This is a genomic window from Methylobacterium symbioticum (assembly GCF_902141845.1).
GTDB lineage: Bacteria > Pseudomonadota > Alphaproteobacteria > Rhizobiales > Beijerinckiaceae > Methylobacterium > Methylobacterium symbioticum.
The window spans coordinates 43,007-61,506 of sequence record NZ_CABFPH010000027.1 but is presented as its reverse complement, the minus strand read 5'-3'; the positions used below and the strand labels follow the sequence as shown (position 1 = coordinate 61,506).

General features: G+C 70.6%; 15 protein-coding genes. 8 read left to right on the top strand and 7 right to left on the bottom strand.

Translation table 11 applies throughout. The features are described from left to right. The coding region (locus MET9862_RS29320) for a hypothetical protein (protein WP_185156831.1) at positions 1-204 on the top strand (204 nt) is incomplete at its 5' end. Between the two features lie 8 nt (positions 205-212). Here MET9862_RS29320 and MET9862_RS11580 read toward each other — a convergent pair. From MET9862_RS11580 to MET9862_RS11570, 3 genes are all read right to left on the bottom strand, one after another. Next, on the bottom strand, positions 213-1,538 hold the full coding sequence (locus MET9862_RS11580) for an MATE family efflux transporter (protein WP_142583105.1): 1,326 nt from the start codon (positions 1,536-1,538) through the stop codon (positions 213-215). A 157-nt stretch (positions 1,539-1,695) separates the two neighbouring features. Beyond that, entirely contained in the window at positions 1,696-2,781 is a 1,086-nt protein-coding gene (locus MET9862_RS11575; protein ID WP_244612681.1) for a threonine aldolase family protein, read from the bottom strand. A gap of 26 nt (positions 2,782-2,807) precedes the next feature. Further along, a complete protein-coding gene (locus MET9862_RS11570) occupies positions 2,808-3,725 on the bottom strand; it encodes an amino acid ABC transporter substrate-binding protein (RefSeq protein WP_244612680.1) in 918 nt (305 codons plus the stop codon). 146 nt (positions 3,726-3,871) lie between these two features. On the opposite strand from MET9862_RS11570, the gene MET9862_RS11565 reads away from it, so the two are divergent. After that, positions 3,872-4,792 carry a LysR substrate-binding domain-containing protein gene (locus MET9862_RS11565; RefSeq protein WP_142583103.1) on the top strand — a complete coding sequence of 307 codons (921 nt, stop codon included), beginning with the start codon at positions 3,872-3,874 and terminating at the stop codon, positions 4,790-4,792. 99 nt (positions 4,793-4,891) lie between these two features. Here MET9862_RS11565 and MET9862_RS11560 read toward each other — a convergent pair whose 3' ends face one another. After that, positions 4,892-5,218, bottom strand: a complete 327-nt coding sequence (locus tag MET9862_RS11560; protein WP_142583102.1) for a DUF6460 domain-containing protein — start codon at positions 5,216-5,218, stop codon at positions 4,892-4,894. Positions 5,219-5,569: 351 nt separating this feature from the next. On the opposite strand from MET9862_RS11560, the gene MET9862_RS11555 reads away from it, so the two are divergent. The 5 genes from MET9862_RS11555 (at position 5,570) to MET9862_RS11535 (ending at position 12,018) form a co-directional block, all read left to right on the top strand. Further along, positions 5,570-6,526, top strand: a complete 957-nt coding sequence (locus tag MET9862_RS11555) for an alpha/beta hydrolase (RefSeq protein ID WP_142583101.1) — start codon at positions 5,570-5,572, stop codon at positions 6,524-6,526. Beyond that, positions 6,523-9,273 (top strand): ligase-associated DNA damage response DEXH box helicase, encoded by a 2,751-nt coding sequence (locus MET9862_RS11550; protein ID WP_142583100.1) that lies wholly within the window; start codon positions 6,523-6,525, stop codon positions 9,271-9,273. The genes MET9862_RS11555 and MET9862_RS11550 overlap by 4 nt, the downstream gene beginning before the upstream one ends. Positions 9,274-9,311: 38 nt before the next feature. Beyond that, on the top strand, positions 9,312-10,025 hold the full coding sequence (gene pdeM, locus MET9862_RS11545) for a ligase-associated DNA damage response endonuclease PdeM (protein ID WP_142583099.1): 714 nt from the start codon (positions 9,312-9,314) through the stop codon (positions 10,023-10,025). Between the two features lie 446 nt (positions 10,026-10,471). After that, positions 10,472-11,062: an orotate phosphoribosyltransferase gene (pyrE, locus tag MET9862_RS11540; protein ID WP_142583111.1), complete on the top strand. Its 591-nt coding sequence runs from the start codon at positions 10,472-10,474 to the stop codon at positions 11,060-11,062. A gap of 329 nt (positions 11,063-11,391) precedes the next feature. After that, positions 11,392-12,018, top strand: coding sequence for a LabA-like NYN domain-containing protein (locus MET9862_RS11535; protein WP_142583098.1), 627 nt, complete (start codon positions 11,392-11,394; stop codon positions 12,016-12,018). 119 nt (positions 12,019-12,137) lie between these two features. Here MET9862_RS11535 and smpB read toward each other — a convergent pair whose 3' ends face one another. After that, the gene (gene smpB, locus MET9862_RS11530) at positions 12,138-12,611 is read right to left on the bottom strand and encodes an SsrA-binding protein SmpB (RefSeq protein ID WP_142583097.1); all 474 of its coding nucleotides are present in this window, start codon (positions 12,609-12,611) and stop codon (positions 12,138-12,140) included. A 71-nt stretch (positions 12,612-12,682) separates the two neighbouring features. Further along, positions 12,683-13,546 carry a 4-hydroxy-tetrahydrodipicolinate synthase gene (dapA, locus tag MET9862_RS11525; protein ID WP_142583110.1) on the bottom strand — a complete coding sequence of 288 codons (864 nt, stop codon included), beginning with the start codon at positions 13,544-13,546 and terminating at the stop codon, positions 12,683-12,685. A 224-nt stretch (positions 13,547-13,770) separates the two neighbouring features. Here dapA and MET9862_RS11520 point away from each other — a divergent pair, with 224 nt between their 5' ends. Next, complete coding sequence (locus MET9862_RS11520) at positions 13,771-16,119, top strand: transglycosylase SLT domain-containing protein (RefSeq protein ID WP_142583096.1); 2,349 nt, start codon at positions 13,771-13,773, stop codon at positions 16,117-16,119. A 16-nt stretch (positions 16,120-16,135) separates the two neighbouring features. Here MET9862_RS11520 and MET9862_RS11515 read toward each other — a convergent pair whose 3' ends face one another. Then, on the bottom strand, positions 16,136-18,367 hold the full coding sequence (locus MET9862_RS11515; RefSeq protein ID WP_142583095.1) for a RelA/SpoT family protein: 2,232 nt from the start codon (positions 18,365-18,367) through the stop codon (positions 16,136-16,138). Between the last annotated feature and the right edge of the window lie 133 nt (positions 18,368-18,500).

Below are 18,500 nucleotides of genomic sequence, written 5' to 3'. Positions count from 1 at the left end.
GTCGGCGCGACGAGCGAGCGCCCGCGCCGCTACCGCCGGGCGCGCTACCGCCGCAGCGCCCTGCCGGTGCGCCGGGTCGTCCAGCGCACGGCACCGGCTGCGCCGGTCAGCCAGCGCGGCGCGCTCACCCCGAGCGTCTCGGCAGAGCCGGCCGCCCCCACCAGCACCGGCTCCACCGGCCGCCGCTGGACGGATCCGCGCTGAGAGCCGTCCTACGCCGCCGCGAATTCCCGGCGCGCCAAACCCGGATAGGCCAGAGCCTGGCCGAGGCCGCGGGCGCCGAGGAAGCTGAGGAAGGCGAGCCAGAGGCCGGTATTGCCGAGGTCGAGCGCCTGCACGGCGAGCAGCGTGGCACAATAGGCGGCCAGGGCGGCGAGCATCAGGTTCCGCATGGCCCGCGTCCAGGTGGCGCCGATATAGATGCCGTCATAGGCGAAGGGCGTCGCCGCCACGAAGGGGGCGAGCGCCGCGAGCGGCAGATACTGGTAGGCCACCGCGCGCACGGCCTCGTTCGTGCTCACGAAATCGATGAAGGCGTGGCCGCCGCCGAGCGCGATCAGGCTGACGCCGACCCCGAAACCGAGGCACCAGCGCAGGCTGAGCCTGGAGGCGCGGCGGAAATCCGCCTCGTCGCGGGCCCCGAGCGCCTGCCCGCAGAGCGCCTCCGCGGCCGTGGCGAAACCGTCGAGGAAGAAGCCCCCGATCAGGAAGAGGTTCCAGAGCACGGCGTTGGCGGCGAGCACGGCATCGCCCTGGCGTGCCCCGAGCGCGGAGAACAGCACGATACCCGCGACCAGGGCCAGGGTGCGGATGACGATGTCGACGTTGACCGCGAAGGTGCGCCTCAGCGCCGCGGCATCACGGATCTCCGCCAGCGGTACCCGGAAGGGATGCGCGCCGAGCCGGCGGAGCAGCACGAGGCCGAGGAGGAGGCCCGCTCCCTCGGCGCAGACGGTCGCCAGCGCCGCCCCGCCGATGCCGCGCTCCAATCCCACCACGAAGGCGAGGGTGAGCGCGACGTTCACGCAGTTGATGGCCACCTGCAACAGCAGGCCGAGATCGGTCCGGCCGCGTCCGAGCACGGAGCCCAGCACCGCGTAGTTCGCGAGCACGAACGGCGCCGAGAGGATGCGGATGTGGAAATAGGTCGACAGGCCCTCGACCACCGCCGGGCTCGCGCCGCTGATCGCGAAGGCGGCGGCCGCGATCGGAAGCTGCAGCACGATGAGGGCGAGGCCGGCCAGCGCGCCCGCGGCGAGCGCGCGGGCCAGGGTGCGGTCGATCTCGGCCGCGTCGCGCGCGCCGACCGCCTGCGCGGTCAGCCCGGCTGTGGCCATGCGCAACGCGCCGAAGGACCAGAAGATCGCGTCGAAGATCACGGCACCGAGCGCGATCGCCCCGAGCGCGGCGGCATCGCCCAGGCGCCCGATCACGGTCGCGCCGACGAAGCCGAGCATCGGCGTCGTGACGTTGGCGAGCGTCATCGGCAGGGCGAGGGCGAGGACGCGCCGGCCGGAGACGGGAAGGGGTGCGTGCATGGCGGGCGGAACGCGAGCGGGACGGTTCCGGCCTAGATCAAGACGGGCGCCGGGGAAATCCGGTTCGCCGCAAGGCTCGTGCGGCGGTGGAGCATGGGCCGCTTCGAGAAGCCGCCCGCCCCAGGCCGGGCGCCCAGAGGCGGGCGCCCGGCTGCGGTCAGGCGCGGCCGGCCGCCGGCTGCGCCAGGCAGAGGCGGAAGCCCTCGATGGCGGCCTCGATATCCGCGTCGTCGATATGGCGATGGGTGACGAGCCGGAGGTGGTCGCGCCCGAGGGGCCGCACCAGCACGCCGCGCGCCGCCAGGGCGGAGACCCACTGCGCCGCGTCCTGTCCGGTCCGCCGCAGATCGACCTGCACGATGTTGGTCTGCGGCCGGGACGCCGAGAGATCCGGATGCAACGCGTTGAGGCCGGCGCCGAGCAGGCGGGCCCGTTTGTGATCCTCGACGAGGCGCGGCCCCATCGTCTGCACAGCCTCGAGCCCCGCCGCGGCGACGACGCCGACCTGACGCTGCGCGCCGCCGAGCATCCGGCGCAGGCGGCGCCCCTGCGAGACCACGTCCCGGCTGCCGGCCAGGACGGCGCCGACAGGCGCGCTGAGGCCCTTCGACAGGCAGAGCGCCACGGTATCCGTGTACTGGGCGATCTCGGCCGGGGCGACGCCCAGATGGACCGCCGCGTTGTACAGGCGGGCGCCATCGAGATGGACCGGGATCCCGGCCTCGCGCGCGAGCGTCTGGACCGCTTTCATGTGGGCGAGCGGCAGCACCGTGCCGCCAGCGTTGTTGTGGCTGGTCTCCAGGCCGATCAGGCCGGTCGCGAGCCCGGACCCTGCGGGGCGCAGAGCCTCTTCGAGCAGGCCGAGATCCATCGCGCCGGCCTCGCCGGGAATCCCGACGGCGAAGGTGCCCGTGAAGGTCGTCGCCCCGCGCTCGGCGGTGTACATGTGGGCGCGCGCCTCCAGCACCACCTGCTGGTTGCGCGGCGCATGGCACAGCGTGGCGATGAGGTTCGCCATCGTGCAGCTCGGCACGAACAGGCCGGCCTCCTTGCCGAGCGCCTCGGCCGCGACGGCTTCGAGCTCGCGCGCGGTCGGGTCCCCGTCGAGGCCGTCGTCGCCGACGGGCGCGGCGCGCATCCGCTCGTACATGGCCTCGGTCGGCCGGGTCAGGGTGTCGCTGCGGAGGTCCACCGCGCCGGGTGGCGGCGCGGGCGAACGGTCGGGGGGCTGCATCGCGGTCATCCCGTCGGCTTCCTGCTCGACCCGCCTCACTCGTAGGCCGCCGGGTCGCCCGAGTCGGTGGGATTGGCCAGCGCGCGCTTGAGGGCTGCGCTCATCGGCAGCTTGAGATTGACCTGCCGCGGCGGGAGCGGGCTCTCGAAATACTTCGTGTAGAGGCCAGCGACCGTGCCGTCCTTCATCAGCTCGATGACGGCGCCGTCCACCGCGGCCTTGAAGGCAGGGTCGTCCTTGGGCTGCAGGATGCCGTAGGGCGCGAATTCGAGGCCCTTGGTGCCGATCTTGTAGCTCTCGCGGTCGGCGGCGTTGGCGACGGTGGTGTAGGCCAGGGCGTCGTCGTTGATGCTGCCCTGAGCCCGCCCGCTCGCCATCAGCAGGAAGGTCTCGGCCGTGTCCTTGCCGGCCATCACCTTGATGTCGAGGCCGTCGCGGGCGCTGACCTTGGTCAGGAAGCGCTGGGTCTGCCCGCCGGCCTGCGCGGAGATCGCCTTGCCGCGGAAGGAGGCGATGTCGTTCACGTCGACATCCGTGTCCTTGCGCGCCACCAGCACGATCTGCGCCACGAAGGTGGTGGGGGCGAAGGCGACGAGCTTGTGGCGCTCCGCGAGGTTCGTCGCGGTGCCGCATTCGAGGTCGATGGTGCCGTTGTTGATCAGCGGGATGCGGGTCGCCGACTGGACGGGGGTGTAGCGCACGTCGAGCTTCGGCAGCTTGAGGGCCGCCTTGATCTTCTGAGCCACGTGCTCGCAGATCTCGAGGCTGTAGCCGACCGGCTTGCCGGTGCCGTCGAGGAAGGCGAAGGGCGGCGAGGCGTCGGGAAAGCCGAGCTGGATCGTGGCCGTCTCGCGGATCCGGTCGAGGCGGCTCGTGCCTTCGGCCCGGGCGGACAGGGTGGATGTCGAGCAGAATGCGGACAGAAGAACGAGGAAGACTGACTTCATGCGCATGTGAGAGCCCCCAAATCGGCACGTCTCGACCCGAACCGCGTCTCCGCAGGTGGTGAATAGAGATCTTGTTGGTGCCGCGAAGGATGATGGCCGAAAGCTGTGCCGGCTGCTAATTCCAATCGGGCATTCGCGTATACGGATCTGATATGGCTCAGCGGCGCATGGGATTCCGCCATGTGGAAGCGTTCCGCGCGGTGATGCTGACGGGCTCGATGACCGAGGCGTCGCGGCGGCTGCACACCTCGCAGCCCCAGGTCAGCCGGCTCATCGCGCAGCTGGAGGCGATCACCCAGTTCCCGCTGTTCGACCGCAGCGGCAGCCGCCTGGTGCCGACCCAGGACGGCGCGCGCTTCTATCACGAGGTCGAGGCCGCCTTCGCCGGGCTCGCCGGGCTGGAATCGGCGGCGGCCGACATCCGCCTGTTCGGCGCCGGCCGGCTCAGCGTCGCCGCGATGCCGCGGCTCGCCGGCGGCCTGCTCGCCCGCTCGGTCGCCCGCTTCAAGGCGACGCATCCGGGCGTCATGGTCTCGATCCATGCCGGGGACGAGGGCACGGTCTACAAGTGGATCGCCTCGGGCTTCTGCGATGCCGGCCTGACCATGCTCTATGGGACCGCGTCGAGCGTGCGGGTCGAGCCCGTCCTCAGCCTGGATTGCGTGGCCGTGCTGCCGCCGGGGCACCGCCTCGCCGGACGGGCGGTGCTGCGGCCGGAGGATTTCGAGGGCGAGCCCTTCGTGGATGCGCCGGTCGGCAACCCGCTGCGGGTGCGGATCGACGAGATCTTCGCCGCCTCCGGCATCCGGCGCGAGGTCACGGCCGAGGCGGGGCTCGGCGCCGCGACCTGCGCCCTGGTCGCGGCGGGACTCGGCGTGAGCCTGATGAACCCGCTCGCGGCCCATGAGGAGGCCAAGATCTCGCCGATCGCCATTCGGCCCTTCGCGCCGGCCCTGCCCGTCTCCTTTGCCCTGGTCTTCCCGCCGCTCGCCGCGCAGAGCCGCCTCGTCTCGGCCTTCAGCGCCTGCGCCCGCACGGTCGTCCTCGAGGAGACCGCGTCCCTCGGGCGCTAGGGCCGTTCCCGATCGCGGTGCAATCGGGAACGGCTCCAAGGCATTGTTTTAACGCGCTCTCTTTCGCCGAACCGGCCTCTATTTCGGCTTAAGAGGGTTCTAACGCGACGCCGCGAAGAGCCGCGAGACGAACCAGAGCGGCACCACCACCACCGCGCCGGCCAGGATCCAGCCGCCGAAATCGTGGAAGGTGGCGAGGCCCATCTCGATCAGCGCACGGGCCGAATCGTAGGCGTGCCAGAAGAGTTGCCCGGGCGTCAGCCCGAGCATCGCCATGAAGGCGCCGACCAGGACCGAGAGGAACAGCAGGCGCAGGAAGACGGAGGCCGGCGAGCCTCCGAGGAAGCGCCGCAGGCCGCCGTCGCGTGCGGGCGGCTGGGGATAGGCGTCGTAGGGGCCGCCCGGACGATGCTTGCCGTGTTCCACGTGACCGCTCTCGCTCTCATCCGACCTCCGCGCGATCCCGTCGGGATGGCGGATGTCGCCTGCATCAGACGCCGCGCAAGCCGGCCGGGACCGCCTCCGGCCCGACCAACCGGCGCGGGGCCGGACCGCCGTTACAAGCCGCGGAACCCGGCGGAAGCGTGACGTCCGCGTCACACCTCCGGCGAAACTCCCGTGCGCCTCGGGCGTTGGGCGGTTTCGCGGACGGCAGACAGATGGCAATGGACGCCCGAGCCGCCAAGATATCCGCATCGCGATCCGCAGACACCACGCGCGACAGACGCGGGCCGCCGGAGCAGACCGGGCGGCCGAACCGACGGAACCAGGTCCACGATGATCGACCACGCCCTGTTCGACCCGGCGACGATCGATCCGGAAACCCTGCGGCTCAACGCCGAGATCGTCGCCGCGCACGCCGCCTTGCCCGACCCCTGGACGCTGCCGATCGCCGAGGTGCGCGAGCGCCGGAAGGCCGGCACCAAGGCCTCGCCAGCCATGCCGCGCAGCACCCGGGCCGAGACCATGCTGATCGACGGCCCGGGCGGCGCGCTGCCGCTGCGGGTGATCCGCCCGCGGCCCGGCGTGCGCCTGCGCGGCGCCTATCTTCACCTCCACCGCGGCGGCTGGATCTGGGGCGGGGCCGACGAGCAGGACCCCTGGCTCGAGCGCATCGCCGATTCCTGCGGCTTCATCTGTCTCTCGGTCGATTACCGGCTGGCGCCCGAGCACCCCTATCCGGCCGCGCTGCTCGATTGCGAGGCCGCCGCGCTCTGGCTCGCCGGGCCCGGCAAGGCGGAGTTCGGCATCTCGGCCCTGACCATCGGCGGTGAATCCGTCGGCGCCCATCTCGCGGTGATGGTGCTGCTGCGCCTGCGCGACCGGCACAACCTGCCGCGCGCCTTCCGCGGCGCCAACCTCAATGCCGGCTTCTTCGATCTCGGCCTGACGCCCTCGGTGCGCAACTGGGGCACCGAACGCCTCGTGGTGAACACCGAGGATCTGACCCGCTTCGCCGACGGCTACGTGCGCGAGGGGATCGACCGGCGGCGGCCCGACGTGTCGCCGATCTATGCCGAGCTGAAAGGTCTGCCGCCGGCCCTGTTCACGGTGGGCACCGCCGACCCGCTCCTCGACGACACGCTCTACATGTCGTCCCGCTGGGCGGCGGCGGGCAATGGCGGCCATACGGCGATCTATCCGGGGGGCTGCCACATCTTCGTGCGCTATCCCGGCGCGCTCACCGAGCGGGCGCTGGAGCTGATCGACCGCTTCCTGATGGCGCTCGCCTGAGCGGGGACCGTCCCGGCGACGACCTGCTGCCGCCGGCCTTCGCGGCCTGGTTCGCGGGCCGCGGCTGGGCGCCCCGTCCGCACCAGCTCGACCTGCTCCGCATCGCCGGCGCCGGCCGCTCGGCGCTGCTGGTGGCGCCCACGGGTGCCGGCAAGACGCTCGCCGGCTTCCTGCCGAGCCTCGTCGCCCTGTCGCGGACCAAGCCCTCCGCACGGCGCGGCCTGCACACCCTCTACATCTCCCCGCTGAAGGCGCTCGCCGTCGACATCGCCCGCAACCTCGAGGCGCCGGTCGCCGAGATGGGGCTGCCCGTGCGCATCGAGACGCGGACCGGCGACACCCCCGCCCACAAGCGCACCCGTCAGATCGCGCGGCCGCCCGACATCCTGCTGACGACACCCGAGCAGCTCGGGCTCCTCATCGCTCATCGCGAGGCGGCCGACCTGCTCGCGAACCTGTCCTGCGTGATCCTCGACGAGCTGCACGCGCTGGTGACCTCGAAGCGCGGAGACCTCCTGTCCCTGGGGCTCGCGCGGCTGCACCGCCTCAGCCCGGGGCTGACCGCGATCGGCCTCTCGGCCACGGTCCGTGAGCCGGACGAATTGCGGAAGTATCTGGTGCCGCAGGGCTCCAGTCCTCGCATCAGGGCAGGCCTCGATGCGGAAGCGCGGGTCCCCTCTCCCGTTCCGGAGAGGGACAGGGTGAGGGTCGAGACCTCTCCCGATCAAGCGGAGCCGAGGCCGCCTCATCGTCGCGACTCGTCCGGAACATCCTCAACCCTCACCCCAGCCCTCTCCCGAACGGGAGACGGGGCCTGTCGCGAGTCCTGCGCACGACCTGAAGCCGGGCTTCCCGCCCCCGCAGAGGGGGGAGGGCGTGTGCCAGCCATGGCCGACCTCGTCGTCGTTACAGGCGGCGCGCGGCCGGACCTGCGCATGCTGGAATCCGCGCGGACCCTGCCGCTCGCGGGCCACACGGCGCATTCCGCCATGCCGGCGATCTACACGCTGATCCGCGAGCACCGCACGGTGCTGGTCTTCGTCAACACCCGGCTCCAGGCCGAGTACACCTTCCAGGAACTCTGGAACCTCAACGACGACCTGCTGCCGATCGCGCTCCACCACGGCTCGCTCGACGCGCAGCAGCGCCGGAGGGTCGAAGCGGCGATGGCGGCGGGGCAGCTCAGGGCCATCGTCTGCACCGCGACCCTCGATCTCGGCATCGACTGGGGCGACGTGGATCTCGTCGTCAATATCGGCGCGCCGAAGGGAGCGAGCCGGATCATGCAGCGGATCGGCCGGGCGAACCACCGCATGGACGAGCCCTCGAAGGCCTATCTGGTGCCGGCCAACCGCTTCGAGATGCTGGAATGCCGCGCCGCCCTCGACGCCGTCGAGGAGGCCGCGCAGGACACGCCGGACGCCCGGACCGGTGCCCTCGACGTGCTCGCCCAGCACGTGCTCGGCATGGCCTGCGCCGACGCCTTCGATCCAAACGACCTCTACGCGGAGATCGTCTCCGCCGCGCCCTATGCGGGCCTCGCCTGGGAGGATTTCGAGGCGGTGGTCGATTACGTGGCGACCGGCGGCTATGCGCTACGCGCCTACGAGCGTTTCGCGAAGATCCTGCGCGGGACCGACGGGCTCTGGCGGGTGCGGGACGGCCGGGTGGCGCAGCAATACCGCATGAATATCGGCACCATCGTCGAATCCGCGAAGGTGAAGGTGCGTCTTGCCCGCTCGGTGCGCGCCAAGCCCGGCACGCTGCTGCCGAAGACCGGGCGCGTGCTCGGTGAGATCGAGGAGGATTTCGCCGAGACGCTGACGCCGGGCGACACCTTCCTGTTCGCGGGCGAGGTGCTGCGCTTCGAGGGGCTGATTGAGGACGAGGCGATGGCGACCCGGGCCGGGCCCGGCACCGATCCGGCGATCCCGTCCTATGCGGGCGCCAAGTTCCCGCTCTCGACCTTCCTCGCCGCGCGGGTGCGGGAGATCATCGCCGACCCCTTCGCCTGGGACCGCCTGCCGAAGCAGGTCGCCGACTACCTCGTGCAGCAGCGCAGCCGCTCGGTCCTGCCCGGCCCGAAGGACCTGCTGGTCGAGACCTTCCCGCGGGCCAAGCGCCACTATCTCACCGCCTTCCCGTTCGAGGGACGGCTCGCGCACCAGACGCTCGGGATGCTCCTCACCCGGCGCCTGGAGCGCGCGGGGCTGCGGCCGCTCGGCTTTGCGGCCAACGATTACGGCATCGCGATCTGGATGACGCGGGACCTCTCCGACCGGATCGCCGCGGAGCCCGGCTTCCTCGCGGACCTCTTCGCGCAGGACATGCTCGGCGACGATCTGGAATCCTGGCTCGCGGAATCGGCGATGATGAAGCGCACCTTCCGGCAATGCGCGGTGATCGCCGGGCTGATCGAGCGGCGCCATCCGGGCCAGAAGAAGACCGGCCGCCAAGTCACGATCTCCACCGACCTCGTCTACGACGTGCTGCGCAAGCACCAGCCCGACCACCTGCTCCTGCGCGCCGCGCGGCAGGATGCGGCAACCGGACTCCTCGACGTGAGGCGCCTCGGTGTGATGCTAGAGCGCATCCAGGGGCGAATCATCCACCGTGCCCTCGACCGGGTCTCCCCGCTCTCCGTCTCCGTGATGCTGGAGATCGGCCGCGAGAAGGTCTACGGCGAGGGCGCGGACGAGATCCTGGCCGAAGCCGAGGCGCAGCTTCTCGAAGAAGCCCTCGGCTGAGTCCGATGCGCCCCGATCCCCCGGATGAGGATGCGATCTTGGCGCTCGGCCAGAGACTTGAGAAGAGTGTGAAGCCCGCTGGCCTGATGCTGGCCGGCGAGGACGCGGTGCTGGACCTCAGCGGCGCCCTGTGGCTGCCGGCCCATGGCACCCTCGTGGTGTCGGACCTGCACCTGGAGAAGGGCTCGGCCTATGCCGCGCGCTCCGGCCAGTTCCTGCCGCCCTACGACACCCGCGAGACCCTGGCGAACCTGCACGAGGTCATTGCCCGGCTCGACCCGGCCTGCGTCGTCGCCCTGGGCGATTCCTTTCACGACGCGCGGGGCCCCGAGCGGATGGAGCCGGGCGACCGCGCCATGGTGGCCGCGCTGCAGGAGGGCCGCGACTGGGTCTGGATTGCCGGCAACCACGACGCGGAGATCGGCGAGGGCGTCGGCGGGCGCTACGCGGCGGAACTCGCGCTCGGTGCGCTGACGCTCCGGCACGAGCCGGCGGCTGGCGCTAGGCCCGGCGAGGTCGCGGGCCATCTCCATCCCTGCGGCAAGGTCGCGATGCGGGGCCGCGCCGTGCGCCGCCGCTGCTTCGTCTCGGACGGGGCGCGCCTCGTGATGCCGGCGTTCGGCGCCTTCGCCGGCGGCCTGAACGTGCGGGACAAGGCCTTTGATCCGCTCTTCCCGAAGGGCTTCACCGCCCATCTCCTCGGGGACGGGCGCGTCTTCGCCATCGGGCGCGCCACGCTGGTCAGGGATTGACAGGGCGCGGAGAGCGTCCCGCGGCGCGGGCCACGGCCGCGAATGCGGCCGCCGGCGCCTGAGAGCCCCTCTGGGCGATCTCGACCGGTCTTCCGCTCGGCCGATCCCTTCCGCGACCTCATTCCGAGGCGCAGGGGTTGGATATCGCAGATGCCCCGGTCGTCATGCGGAGATCCGGCTCGTCCCACCCATCCGCCTCATCCTGAGGTGCGAGGCGAAAGCCGAGCCTCGAAGGAGGACTCCAGGGATCACGGCGCAATCGGGAGGCCTCCGCTTCGCTCCGGCACCTCAGGATGAGGTCGAGGACGGGATAGGCTGGATCAACACCGCTCGACCTCAAACAGGCTCTCAGGCCGGCGTGACGTCAGCCAGCTTGCTCTCGCGCCGGGGCGCTGCCACAAGCCCCCAAATTCCCGGAGACCCGCGCGCCGATGACTTCCGCCCCGATGAGCCCGGACCAGGTCCTTGCCGAGTTCCGCGACGCGGGCGCCCTGCTCGAAGGGCACTTCATCCTGAGCTCGGGCCTCCGCTCACCGGTCTTCCTGCAGAAGATGGCGATCTTCTCCGAGCCGCCGCGCACGGAGCGGCTGTGCCGGGCGCTCGCCGCCGCGATCGCTGCGAAGTTCGGCAAGATCGACATCGTGGTCTCTCCGGCCATCGGTGGCATCGTGCCGGGCTACGAGACGGCCCGCCATCTCGGCGCCCGAGCAATCTTCGTGGAGCGCGATCCCGGCGGTCCCTTCACCCTGCGGCGTGGCTTCCAGATCCCGGCCGGCCAGCGCGCCGTCATCGTCGAGGACATCGTCACCACGGGCCTGTCCGCGCGGGAATGTCTCGCGGCGATCCGGTCGGAGCCGGGCGAGATCGTCGGCGCGGCCTGCCTGATCGACCGCTCGGGGGGTAAGGGCGAGATTGGTGTGCCCTTCGTGTCACTCGTGACGCTCGACATTCCGGCCTACCCGGCCGACGCGCTCCCGCCGGACCTCGCAGCGATTCCCGCGGTGAAGCCCGGCAGCCGCGCGATGCCGAAGCCCTGATGGACCCATCCACAGGGCGCACGCGATCTGACGTGACGTAAGGTGACGATCTGCGATCTCAGGTTCGGGCTCGCGAACACATGATCTGCTGTCCGCAATCGAGATAACGTGCCGGCTTGACTTGGGCGACAACGGAAGCCCATGCTCAAGCTGTCGATCCTTCAAGACGGCACTTCGAACGGTTACGCCGAGCATAGCATATGATCGATTTCGTTTCATGAACGGAATCGACTGCGAACATGACAAAAGATATTGCCGCACGGCGTCGTTTGAGCTTCCCTGCATTGACATTCTGAAGCATAAAATTTTTAGAGAAAGCGAAACATTCCATGAGCGGGAATCAGCGTAGCGCGCTGTTCATCGACGGCGCGAACCTGTATGCCACGACCAAGGCCCTAGGCTTCGATATCGACTACAAACGACTGCTGAAGGAATTTCAGGCTCGGGACAACCTTCTTCGGGCCTTCTACTACACCGCCATGGTCGAAGATCAGGAATATTCCTCGATCCGGCCGCTGATCGACTGGCTCGACTACAACGGCTACCGGGTCGTCACGAAGCCCGCGCGCGAATTCACGGATTCGATGGGCCGGCGGCGGTTCAAGGGCAACATGGATATCGAGCTGGCGATCGACGCCCTCGAGCTTGCCGCCCATATCGATCACATGGTGCTGTTCTCCGGCGACGGGGATTTCCGATCGCTGGTCGAGGCGATGCAGCGCCGCGGCGTGCGCGTCACGGTGGTCTCCACCATCCAGACCCAGCCGGCCATGATCTCGGACGACCTGCGCCGTCAGGCCGACGAGTTCCTCGACCTCGCCCATCTGATGCCGAAGATCGGCCGCGACCCCAGCGAGCGTCCGTCCCGTCCGCCGGCCGAGCGCGGACCGCGCGCCAATCCCGGCCTGGAGAGCCGCTACGGCATCCGCCAGAACGGGGATGCCGAGGAGGAATAGGGTCGGGCGCCCCGGCGCATCTCCCTTTCCCACACGGAACTCGGGCTTGCCCGAGTTCCGCTCACCTCTGCCCAAGCCGGGCAGGCCCGACTTGGGATGGGAGAGGGTGGATGTGCCCCCTATCCGCGGTCGCGCAGCAGGCGGGCCTGATCCCGCTTCCAGTCGCGCTCCTTCACGGCCTCGCGCTTGTCGTGCGCCTGCTTGCCCTTGCCGAGGCCGAGCTCCACCTTCGCGCGCCCGCTCTCGTTGAAGTAGATCTTCAGCGGGATCACCGTGTAGCCCTGGCGCTGCGTCGCGCCGATCAGCTTGTCGATCTGGCGTCGGTGCAGGAGCAGGCGCCGCGGGCGCTTGGTGTCGTGGTTGAAGCGGTTCGCCTCGAGATATTCGGGGATGAAGGCGTTGAACAGCATCAGGTCGTGGCCGGAGGGACCGGCATAGGCCTCGCCGATCGTCGCCTTGCCGTTGCGCAGCGACTTGACCTCGGTGCCGGTCAGCGCGATGCCGGCCTCGAGCGTATCCTCGATGGCGTAGTGAAAGCGCGCGGCGCGGTTATCCGCCACCACGCGCCGCTTCGGGTCGGGCTTCGGGGCCATTCTCGTCCTTCGGGCATGTCCGCCGGAGGGCGGGGCGCTCCGGCGGACAATGCGGGTTCAGCGCTTCGGGTTCAGCCCTCGATCAGGCCGGCATGGCGCAGGGCCGCGTCCACGACGCGGCGGGTCTCGTCGGAGACCGTCACCAGCGGCAGGCGGACCTCCTCGCTCATATGGCCGAGGCGGGACAGGGCGTACTTGACCGGGGAGGGATTCGACTCGGCGAAGAGGCCGGTCTGGAGCGGGAAGAGCCGGTCCTGCACGGCCAGGGCCTTGGCGTAATCGCCCGCGAGCGTCGCCTCCTGCAGGTCCGCGCAGAGGCGCGGCGCCACGTTCGAGACCACCGAGATGCAGCCGACGCCGCCCTGGGCGTTGAAGCCGATCGCGGTCGCATCTTCGCCCGAAAGCTGCACGAAGCTCTCGCCCATCGCCAGGCGCTGGGCGCTGACGCGGTCGATCTTGGCCGTGGCATCCTTCACGCCGGCGATGTTCTTGAGCTCGAACAGCCGCTTCATTGTGTCGACGGTCATGTCGATCACGGAGCGGGGCGGGATGTTGTAGATGATGATCGGGATCCCGACGGCGTCGTTGACGGCCTTGAAGTGGGCGTAGAGGCCGCCTTGGGTCGGCTTGTTGTAATAGGGCGTGACCACGAGCACGGCGTCGGCGCCGGCGCGCTCGGCATGCTGGGCCCGCTCGATCGCCTCGGCGGTGGAATTCGAGCCCGCGCCCGCGATCACCGGCACCCGGCCGCGCGCCTCGTCGATGCAGGCCTCGACCACCCGGTCGTGCTCGGCATGGGTGAGCGTCGGGCTCTCGCCGGTGGTGCCGGTCGGGACGAGGCCGTGCGTGCCCTGCTCGATCTGCCAGTTCACGAAGCGGCGGAAGGCCGCCTCGTCGAAGGCGCCTTCGGGGAGGGGGGTGACCAGCGCGGTCATCGACCCCCGGAGGGGGGCCAGTGTCTCGCTCACCGCTCTTTTCCCGACCGGCCCCGCCGTTCCTCCCGTTGCGCGCCGCAGCGGCGCCGGGCGGCAGACATAGGGCTTCCGCCGCACGCGCGCAAACGGGTCCGGACCGCGGTTAAGCAGGTGTTAACGAGCTTGGCCGGACCTTGTGGCATGCTGCCTCGTGCAAGCTTGACCGAAGCGGAGTGATCGCAGCCATGGCGTCCCTCGCGCGCGCGCAGATCGCGCTTCTCGGCCTCGCGCTCACCGGCGGGGCGACCCTGGCGGCGGCCCCCGCCCTGCGCGGCGCCGACACGGCCGGCCAGAGCACGGCGGCTGCCCCGGCGAGCACGGAGGCCGCGCCCGGCCGCCTGATCCAGGACGCGACGCGTTCGCTCGACACGATACCGAACGACAAGGCGACGCCCGAACCGCCCGCGGCCGAATCCGCGGCGCCCGAGAAGACCGCCGACGCCGCCGAGGCGAAGCTCGGCCCGAAGGCGGAGGAGGGCGGCACGGCCAAGGCCCTGCCGGCCGGGACCACCGCCTATGCCTCGGCCGATCCGGAGGCGCCGATCGCTTTCCCGGTGCCCGATGCCAGCCTGTCGCCGAGCGCGCCCGTGCCGGAGGTGCCGGACCTCGCCGCCGCGGCCAAGGCGGGCTCCACCGACGTGACCCTGCTGCGCCAGGCGATCGAGTTCTACCGCAAGGGCAAGGTCACCGACGGCGACCGCCTGCGCGACAGCTTCCCGGATCCGGCCGCGCGCGCCCTCCTCGAATGGATCGCGATCCGTGCCGGCGCCGGCATCGGCTTCGAGCGCACCGTGGCCTTCGCCCGGGCCAATCCCGATTGGCCGGCGGGTGCCATGCTGCGCCGCCGGGCCGAGGAGGCGCTGCTCTCCGAGCGCAAGAGCCCGTCCGTGGTGCGCGCCTTCTTCGGCGGATCGCGGCCGGCGAGCGCGCCGGGCAAGTTCGCCCTGGCGCTGGCCTTCAAGGCGGACGGGCTGGACGCCGACGCCGCGGACCTCGTCCGCGAGCTCTGGCGCGGGGAGACCTTCGGGCGCAGCCTGGAGACCCGCGTCCTCGACGCCTTTCCCGGCCTGCTCACCCGAATCGACCACCGCTACCGCATGGAGCGGGCGCTCCTGAAGGAGGATTGGGAGGCGGCCGGCCGCGCCGCCGGCTATGCGGGCGGCTCCTATGCCAGCCTCGTGCGGGCTCGCCGCGCGGTCGAGGACAAGAGCTCGGGCGCCGCTGCGGCACTCGCCGCCGTGCCGCCCTCGCTGCGCAGCGACCCCTCCTACCTGTTCTCGCGGGCCCAGTTCTTCCGCCGGGCCGACAAGGCGGTGGAGGCGGCCTCCGTGCTCGCCACGGCCCCGACCAACCCCGATGTCCTGGTGGATGGCGACGAGTGGTGGGTCGAGCGCCGCATCGTGGCGCGCAAGCTGCTCGATCTCGGCGATGCCAGGACCGCCTATGCGGTGGCGAGCGGCCACGGCGCCCGCACGCCGGAGAAGCGCATCGAGGCAGAGTTCCATGCGGGCTGGATCGCGCTCCGCTTCGCGAACGACCCCGCCTCCGCCGCCCGGCATTTCGCGGAGGCGGCCCGAGCCGCAGAGACGCCGATCTCCATCGCGCGCGCGGCCTACTGGCAGGGACGCTCGGCCGAGGCGCTCGGCCAGCAGGAGGCGGCCAAGGACTTCTACGCCAAGGCCGCCCAGCAGCCGATCGCCTATTACGGCCAGCTCGCCCGGACGCGGCTCGGCCAGACCAGCCTCGCCCTGCGCGCGCCGGCTGATCTCGACGGGACGGCACGCGCCGCTTTCGACGACCGGCTCTGCATCCGCGCCCTGAAGCTGCTCGCCGCCGCATCGCTGAAGGAGCTGGCGCTGCCGCTCTATATCGATACGGCGCAGCGCCTCACCGACCCGGCCGAGATCCAGGCGCTCGGCGACCTCGCCGTCGAGATGAAGGATGCCCGCGCCCTCGTCGCCATCGGCAAGCTCGCCGTGCAGCGCGGCCTGCCCCTCGACGCGCATGCCTACCCGACCATCGGCATCCCCCAGTACGAGACCTTCACGGCGGTACCGCAGGTGGAGCGGGCCATGGTCTTCGCCATCGCGCGGCAGGAGAGCCAGTTCGATCCCCGCGCCCAGTCCGGCGTCGGCGCCCGCGGCCTGATGCAGATGATGCCGGCCACCGCCCAGCGCACAGCCCGGCGCGTCGCGGCCGCCTACGACCAGGACCGCCTCACCAGCGATCCGGCCTACAATGCCCGCCTCGGCCAAGCCCATCTCGGCGAGCTGATGGAGGATTGGCGCGGCTCCTACGTGCTCGCCTTCGCCGCCTACAATGCGGGCGGCGGCAACGTGAAGAAGTGGATCGACGCCTATGGCGACCCGCGCAAGGGTGAGGTCGACGTGGTCGACTGGGTCGAGCGCATCCCCTTCACCGAGACGCGCAACTACGTGCAGCGGGTGATGGAGAACCTGCAGGTCTACCGCACGCGGCTCGACGGCAAGAGCGCCCTGCTGATCGACGGGGACCTCAGGCGCGGGGCGCGGTAGGGGGAGCGCGGCGCGCTCACCCGTTCACCCGCTCAACCTTGCTGACCGCCCGCTTGCCGCGCAATTCCGCGATGATCGCGTTGAGGTGCTGCAGATCCCAGACCGAGAGGTCGATGCCCACATCGGTGAAGTCCTGGGTCCGGCGCTTCATCGAGATGTTGTCGATATTGCCGTCGTGGTCGGCGATGACCTGGGCGATCTGCGCCAGCACGCCGGGCTCGTTGATCGATTGCAGCGAGAGGCGCGCGGGGAAACGCTCGCTCGCCTGCCCCTCGATGTCCCAGCGCACGTCGATCCAGCGCTCCGGCTCGTTGTCGAAGGCGGCGAGCGCCGCCGACTGGATCGGGTAGATCGTGACGCCGACGCCGGGTGTCAGGATGCCGACGATGCGGTCGCCGGGCACCGCGCCGCCATTGGGGGCGAAACTCACCGGGAGGTCGCCGGCAAGCCCTCGGATCGGGATCGCGTCCGATTGCGCCGCCCCCTCGCCCCCCTCGGGGAAGGTCAGGCGCATGGTCTGATCCTTGGAGCGGGTCAGCCGCCCCGCGCCGTTGATCGGGACCTGCGGCGAGGGTGAGGCGATCCGGCGCTCATCCTTGTAGTCGGGATAGACCGCCCGCACGACGTCGCCGGAGAACATCTCGCCCCGGCCGACCGCCGCGAACACGTCCTCGGCCGAGGACCGGGCGAGGCGGGGCAGGGCGCCGCGCAGCTTCTCCTCGGAGAAGCTCTTGCCGGCCCGCTCGAAGGCGCGGTCGAGAATCTGACGGCCGAGGCCGGCATATTGCCGCCGCACGGCCGAGCGCGTGGCGCGCCGAATCGCGGCCCGCGCCTTGCCGGTGACGACGAGGGATTCCCAGGCGGCCGGCGGCGCCGCCCCGTCGGAGCGGGCGATCTCGACCTCGTCGCCGTTGTTCAGCTCGTGCAGCAGCGGCACGATGCGGCCGTTGATCTTGGCGCCGACCGCCGAGTTGCCGACATCGGTGTGCACGGCGTAGGCGAAATCGATCGGCGTGGCGCCTCGCGGCAGGGCGATCAGCCGGCCCTTCGGGGTGAAGCAGAAGACCTGGTCCTGGAACAGTTCGAGCTTCGTGTGCTCCAGGAATTCCTCGGGGCTGTCGCCCTCGGCCAGGAGCTCGATCGTGCGGCGCAGCCACTGATAGGCACCGCTCTCGGTGGCGAGCCGCGGGTGGATGCCGCCTTCCTCGCGCCCCGACACCTCCTTGTAGTGGGCATGGGCCGCGATGCCGTACTCGGCGATCTCGTCCATGGTCTCAGTCCGGATCTGCAACTCGACGCGCTGGCTGCGCGGGCCGATCACGGTGGTGTGGATCGAGCGGTAATCGTTCTGCTTCGGGGTCGAGATGTAGTCCTTGTACCGGCCCGGAACCATCGGCCAGCTCGTGTGGACGACGCCGAGCGCCGCGTAGCATTCGGCGAGCGATCCCACCACGACGCGGAAGCCGAAGATATCCGAGAGCTGCTCGAAGGCGACCGACTTGCGCTCCATCTTCGACCAGATCGAGAACGGACGCTTCAGCCGGCCGGTGACGCTCGCGGCGATTCCCTGCGCGGCGAGCTTGGCGGTGAGGTCCCGCTCGATGCTCTCGACCATCTCCTCGGACTTCGCCGAGAGCTGCGTCAGCCGCTGGGTGATGGTGGCGTAGATCTCGGGCTTGAGGTTGCGCAGCGAGAGATCTTCCAGCTCGTCGCGCAGTTCCTGCATGCCCATCCGGCCGGCGAGCGGCGCGTAGATGTCGAGTGTCTCCTGGGCGATGCGGGCACGCTTCTCGGCCGGCATGTGCCCGAGGGTGCGCATGTTGTGCAGCCGGTCGGCGAGCTTCACGAGAAGCACGCGCACGTCCTCGGCGACGGCGAGCAGCAGCTTACGGAAATTCTCGCCCTGGGCCGCCCGCTTCGAGACGAGATCGAGGCGCTTGAGCTTGGTCAGACCGTCGACGAGGGCGACGATCTCAGGCCCGAACAGCTCGCGGATCTCGTCGAGCGTGGCCTCGGTATCCTCCACCGTGTCGTGCAGGACGGCCGCGACGATGGTCGCGTCGTCGAGGCGCAGATCCGTGAGGATCGCGGCGACTTCCAGGGGATGGGCGAAGAACGGGTCGCCGGAGGCCCGCTTCTGCGCGCCGTGGGCGCGCATCGCGTAGACGTAGGCTCGATTGAGCAGGGCCTCGTTCGCGGCCGGGTTGTAGCGCTTCACCCGCTCCACGAGTTCGTACTGGCGCATCATAACGCGAGACAGACCCTTGCCCTTCGGCTCGCCCGGCTTGTTGCCGCGGCCTCAAGTCTCCCGCATCGCACGCGTCCGCGCCAGATGCACGGGGTCGCATCGCGGCTGTTTCCGGCGCAGGGGCCAACAAAAA

Coding starts and splice junctions, on each gene's coding strand:
- MET9862_RS11580 (WP_142583105.1), bottom strand. CDS start 1,538: ATGCACGCACCCCTTCCCGTCTCCGGCCGGCGCGTCCTCGCCCTCGCC.
- MET9862_RS11575 (WP_244612681.1), bottom strand. CDS start 2,781: ATGACCGCGATGCAGCCCCCCGACCGTTCGCCCGCGCCGCCACCCGGC.
- smpB (WP_142583097.1), bottom strand. CDS start 12,611: ATGGCCCCGAAGCCCGACCCGAAGCGGCGCGTGGTGGCGGATAACCGC.
- MET9862_RS11535 (WP_142583098.1), top strand. CDS start 11,392: ATGAGCGGGAATCAGCGTAGCGCGCTGTTCATCGACGGCGCGAACCTG.
- dapA (WP_142583110.1), bottom strand. CDS start 13,546: ATGACCGCGCTGGTCACCCCCCTCCCCGAAGGCGCCTTCGACGAGGCG.
- MET9862_RS11555 (WP_142583101.1), top strand. CDS start 5,570: ATGATCGACCACGCCCTGTTCGACCCGGCGACGATCGATCCGGAAACC.
- MET9862_RS11515 (WP_142583095.1), bottom strand. CDS start 18,367: ATGATGCGCCAGTACGAACTCGTGGAGCGGGTGAAGCGCTACAACCCG.
- pyrE (WP_142583111.1), top strand. CDS start 10,472: ATGAGCCCGGACCAGGTCCTTGCCGAGTTCCGCGACGCGGGCGCCCTG.
- MET9862_RS11520 (WP_142583096.1), top strand. CDS start 13,771: ATGGCGTCCCTCGCGCGCGCGCAGATCGCGCTTCTCGGCCTCGCGCTC.
- MET9862_RS11565 (WP_142583103.1), top strand. CDS start 3,872: ATGGCTCAGCGGCGCATGGGATTCCGCCATGTGGAAGCGTTCCGCGCG.
- MET9862_RS11570 (WP_244612680.1), bottom strand. CDS start 3,725: ATGCGCATGAAGTCAGTCTTCCTCGTTCTTCTGTCCGCATTCTGCTCG.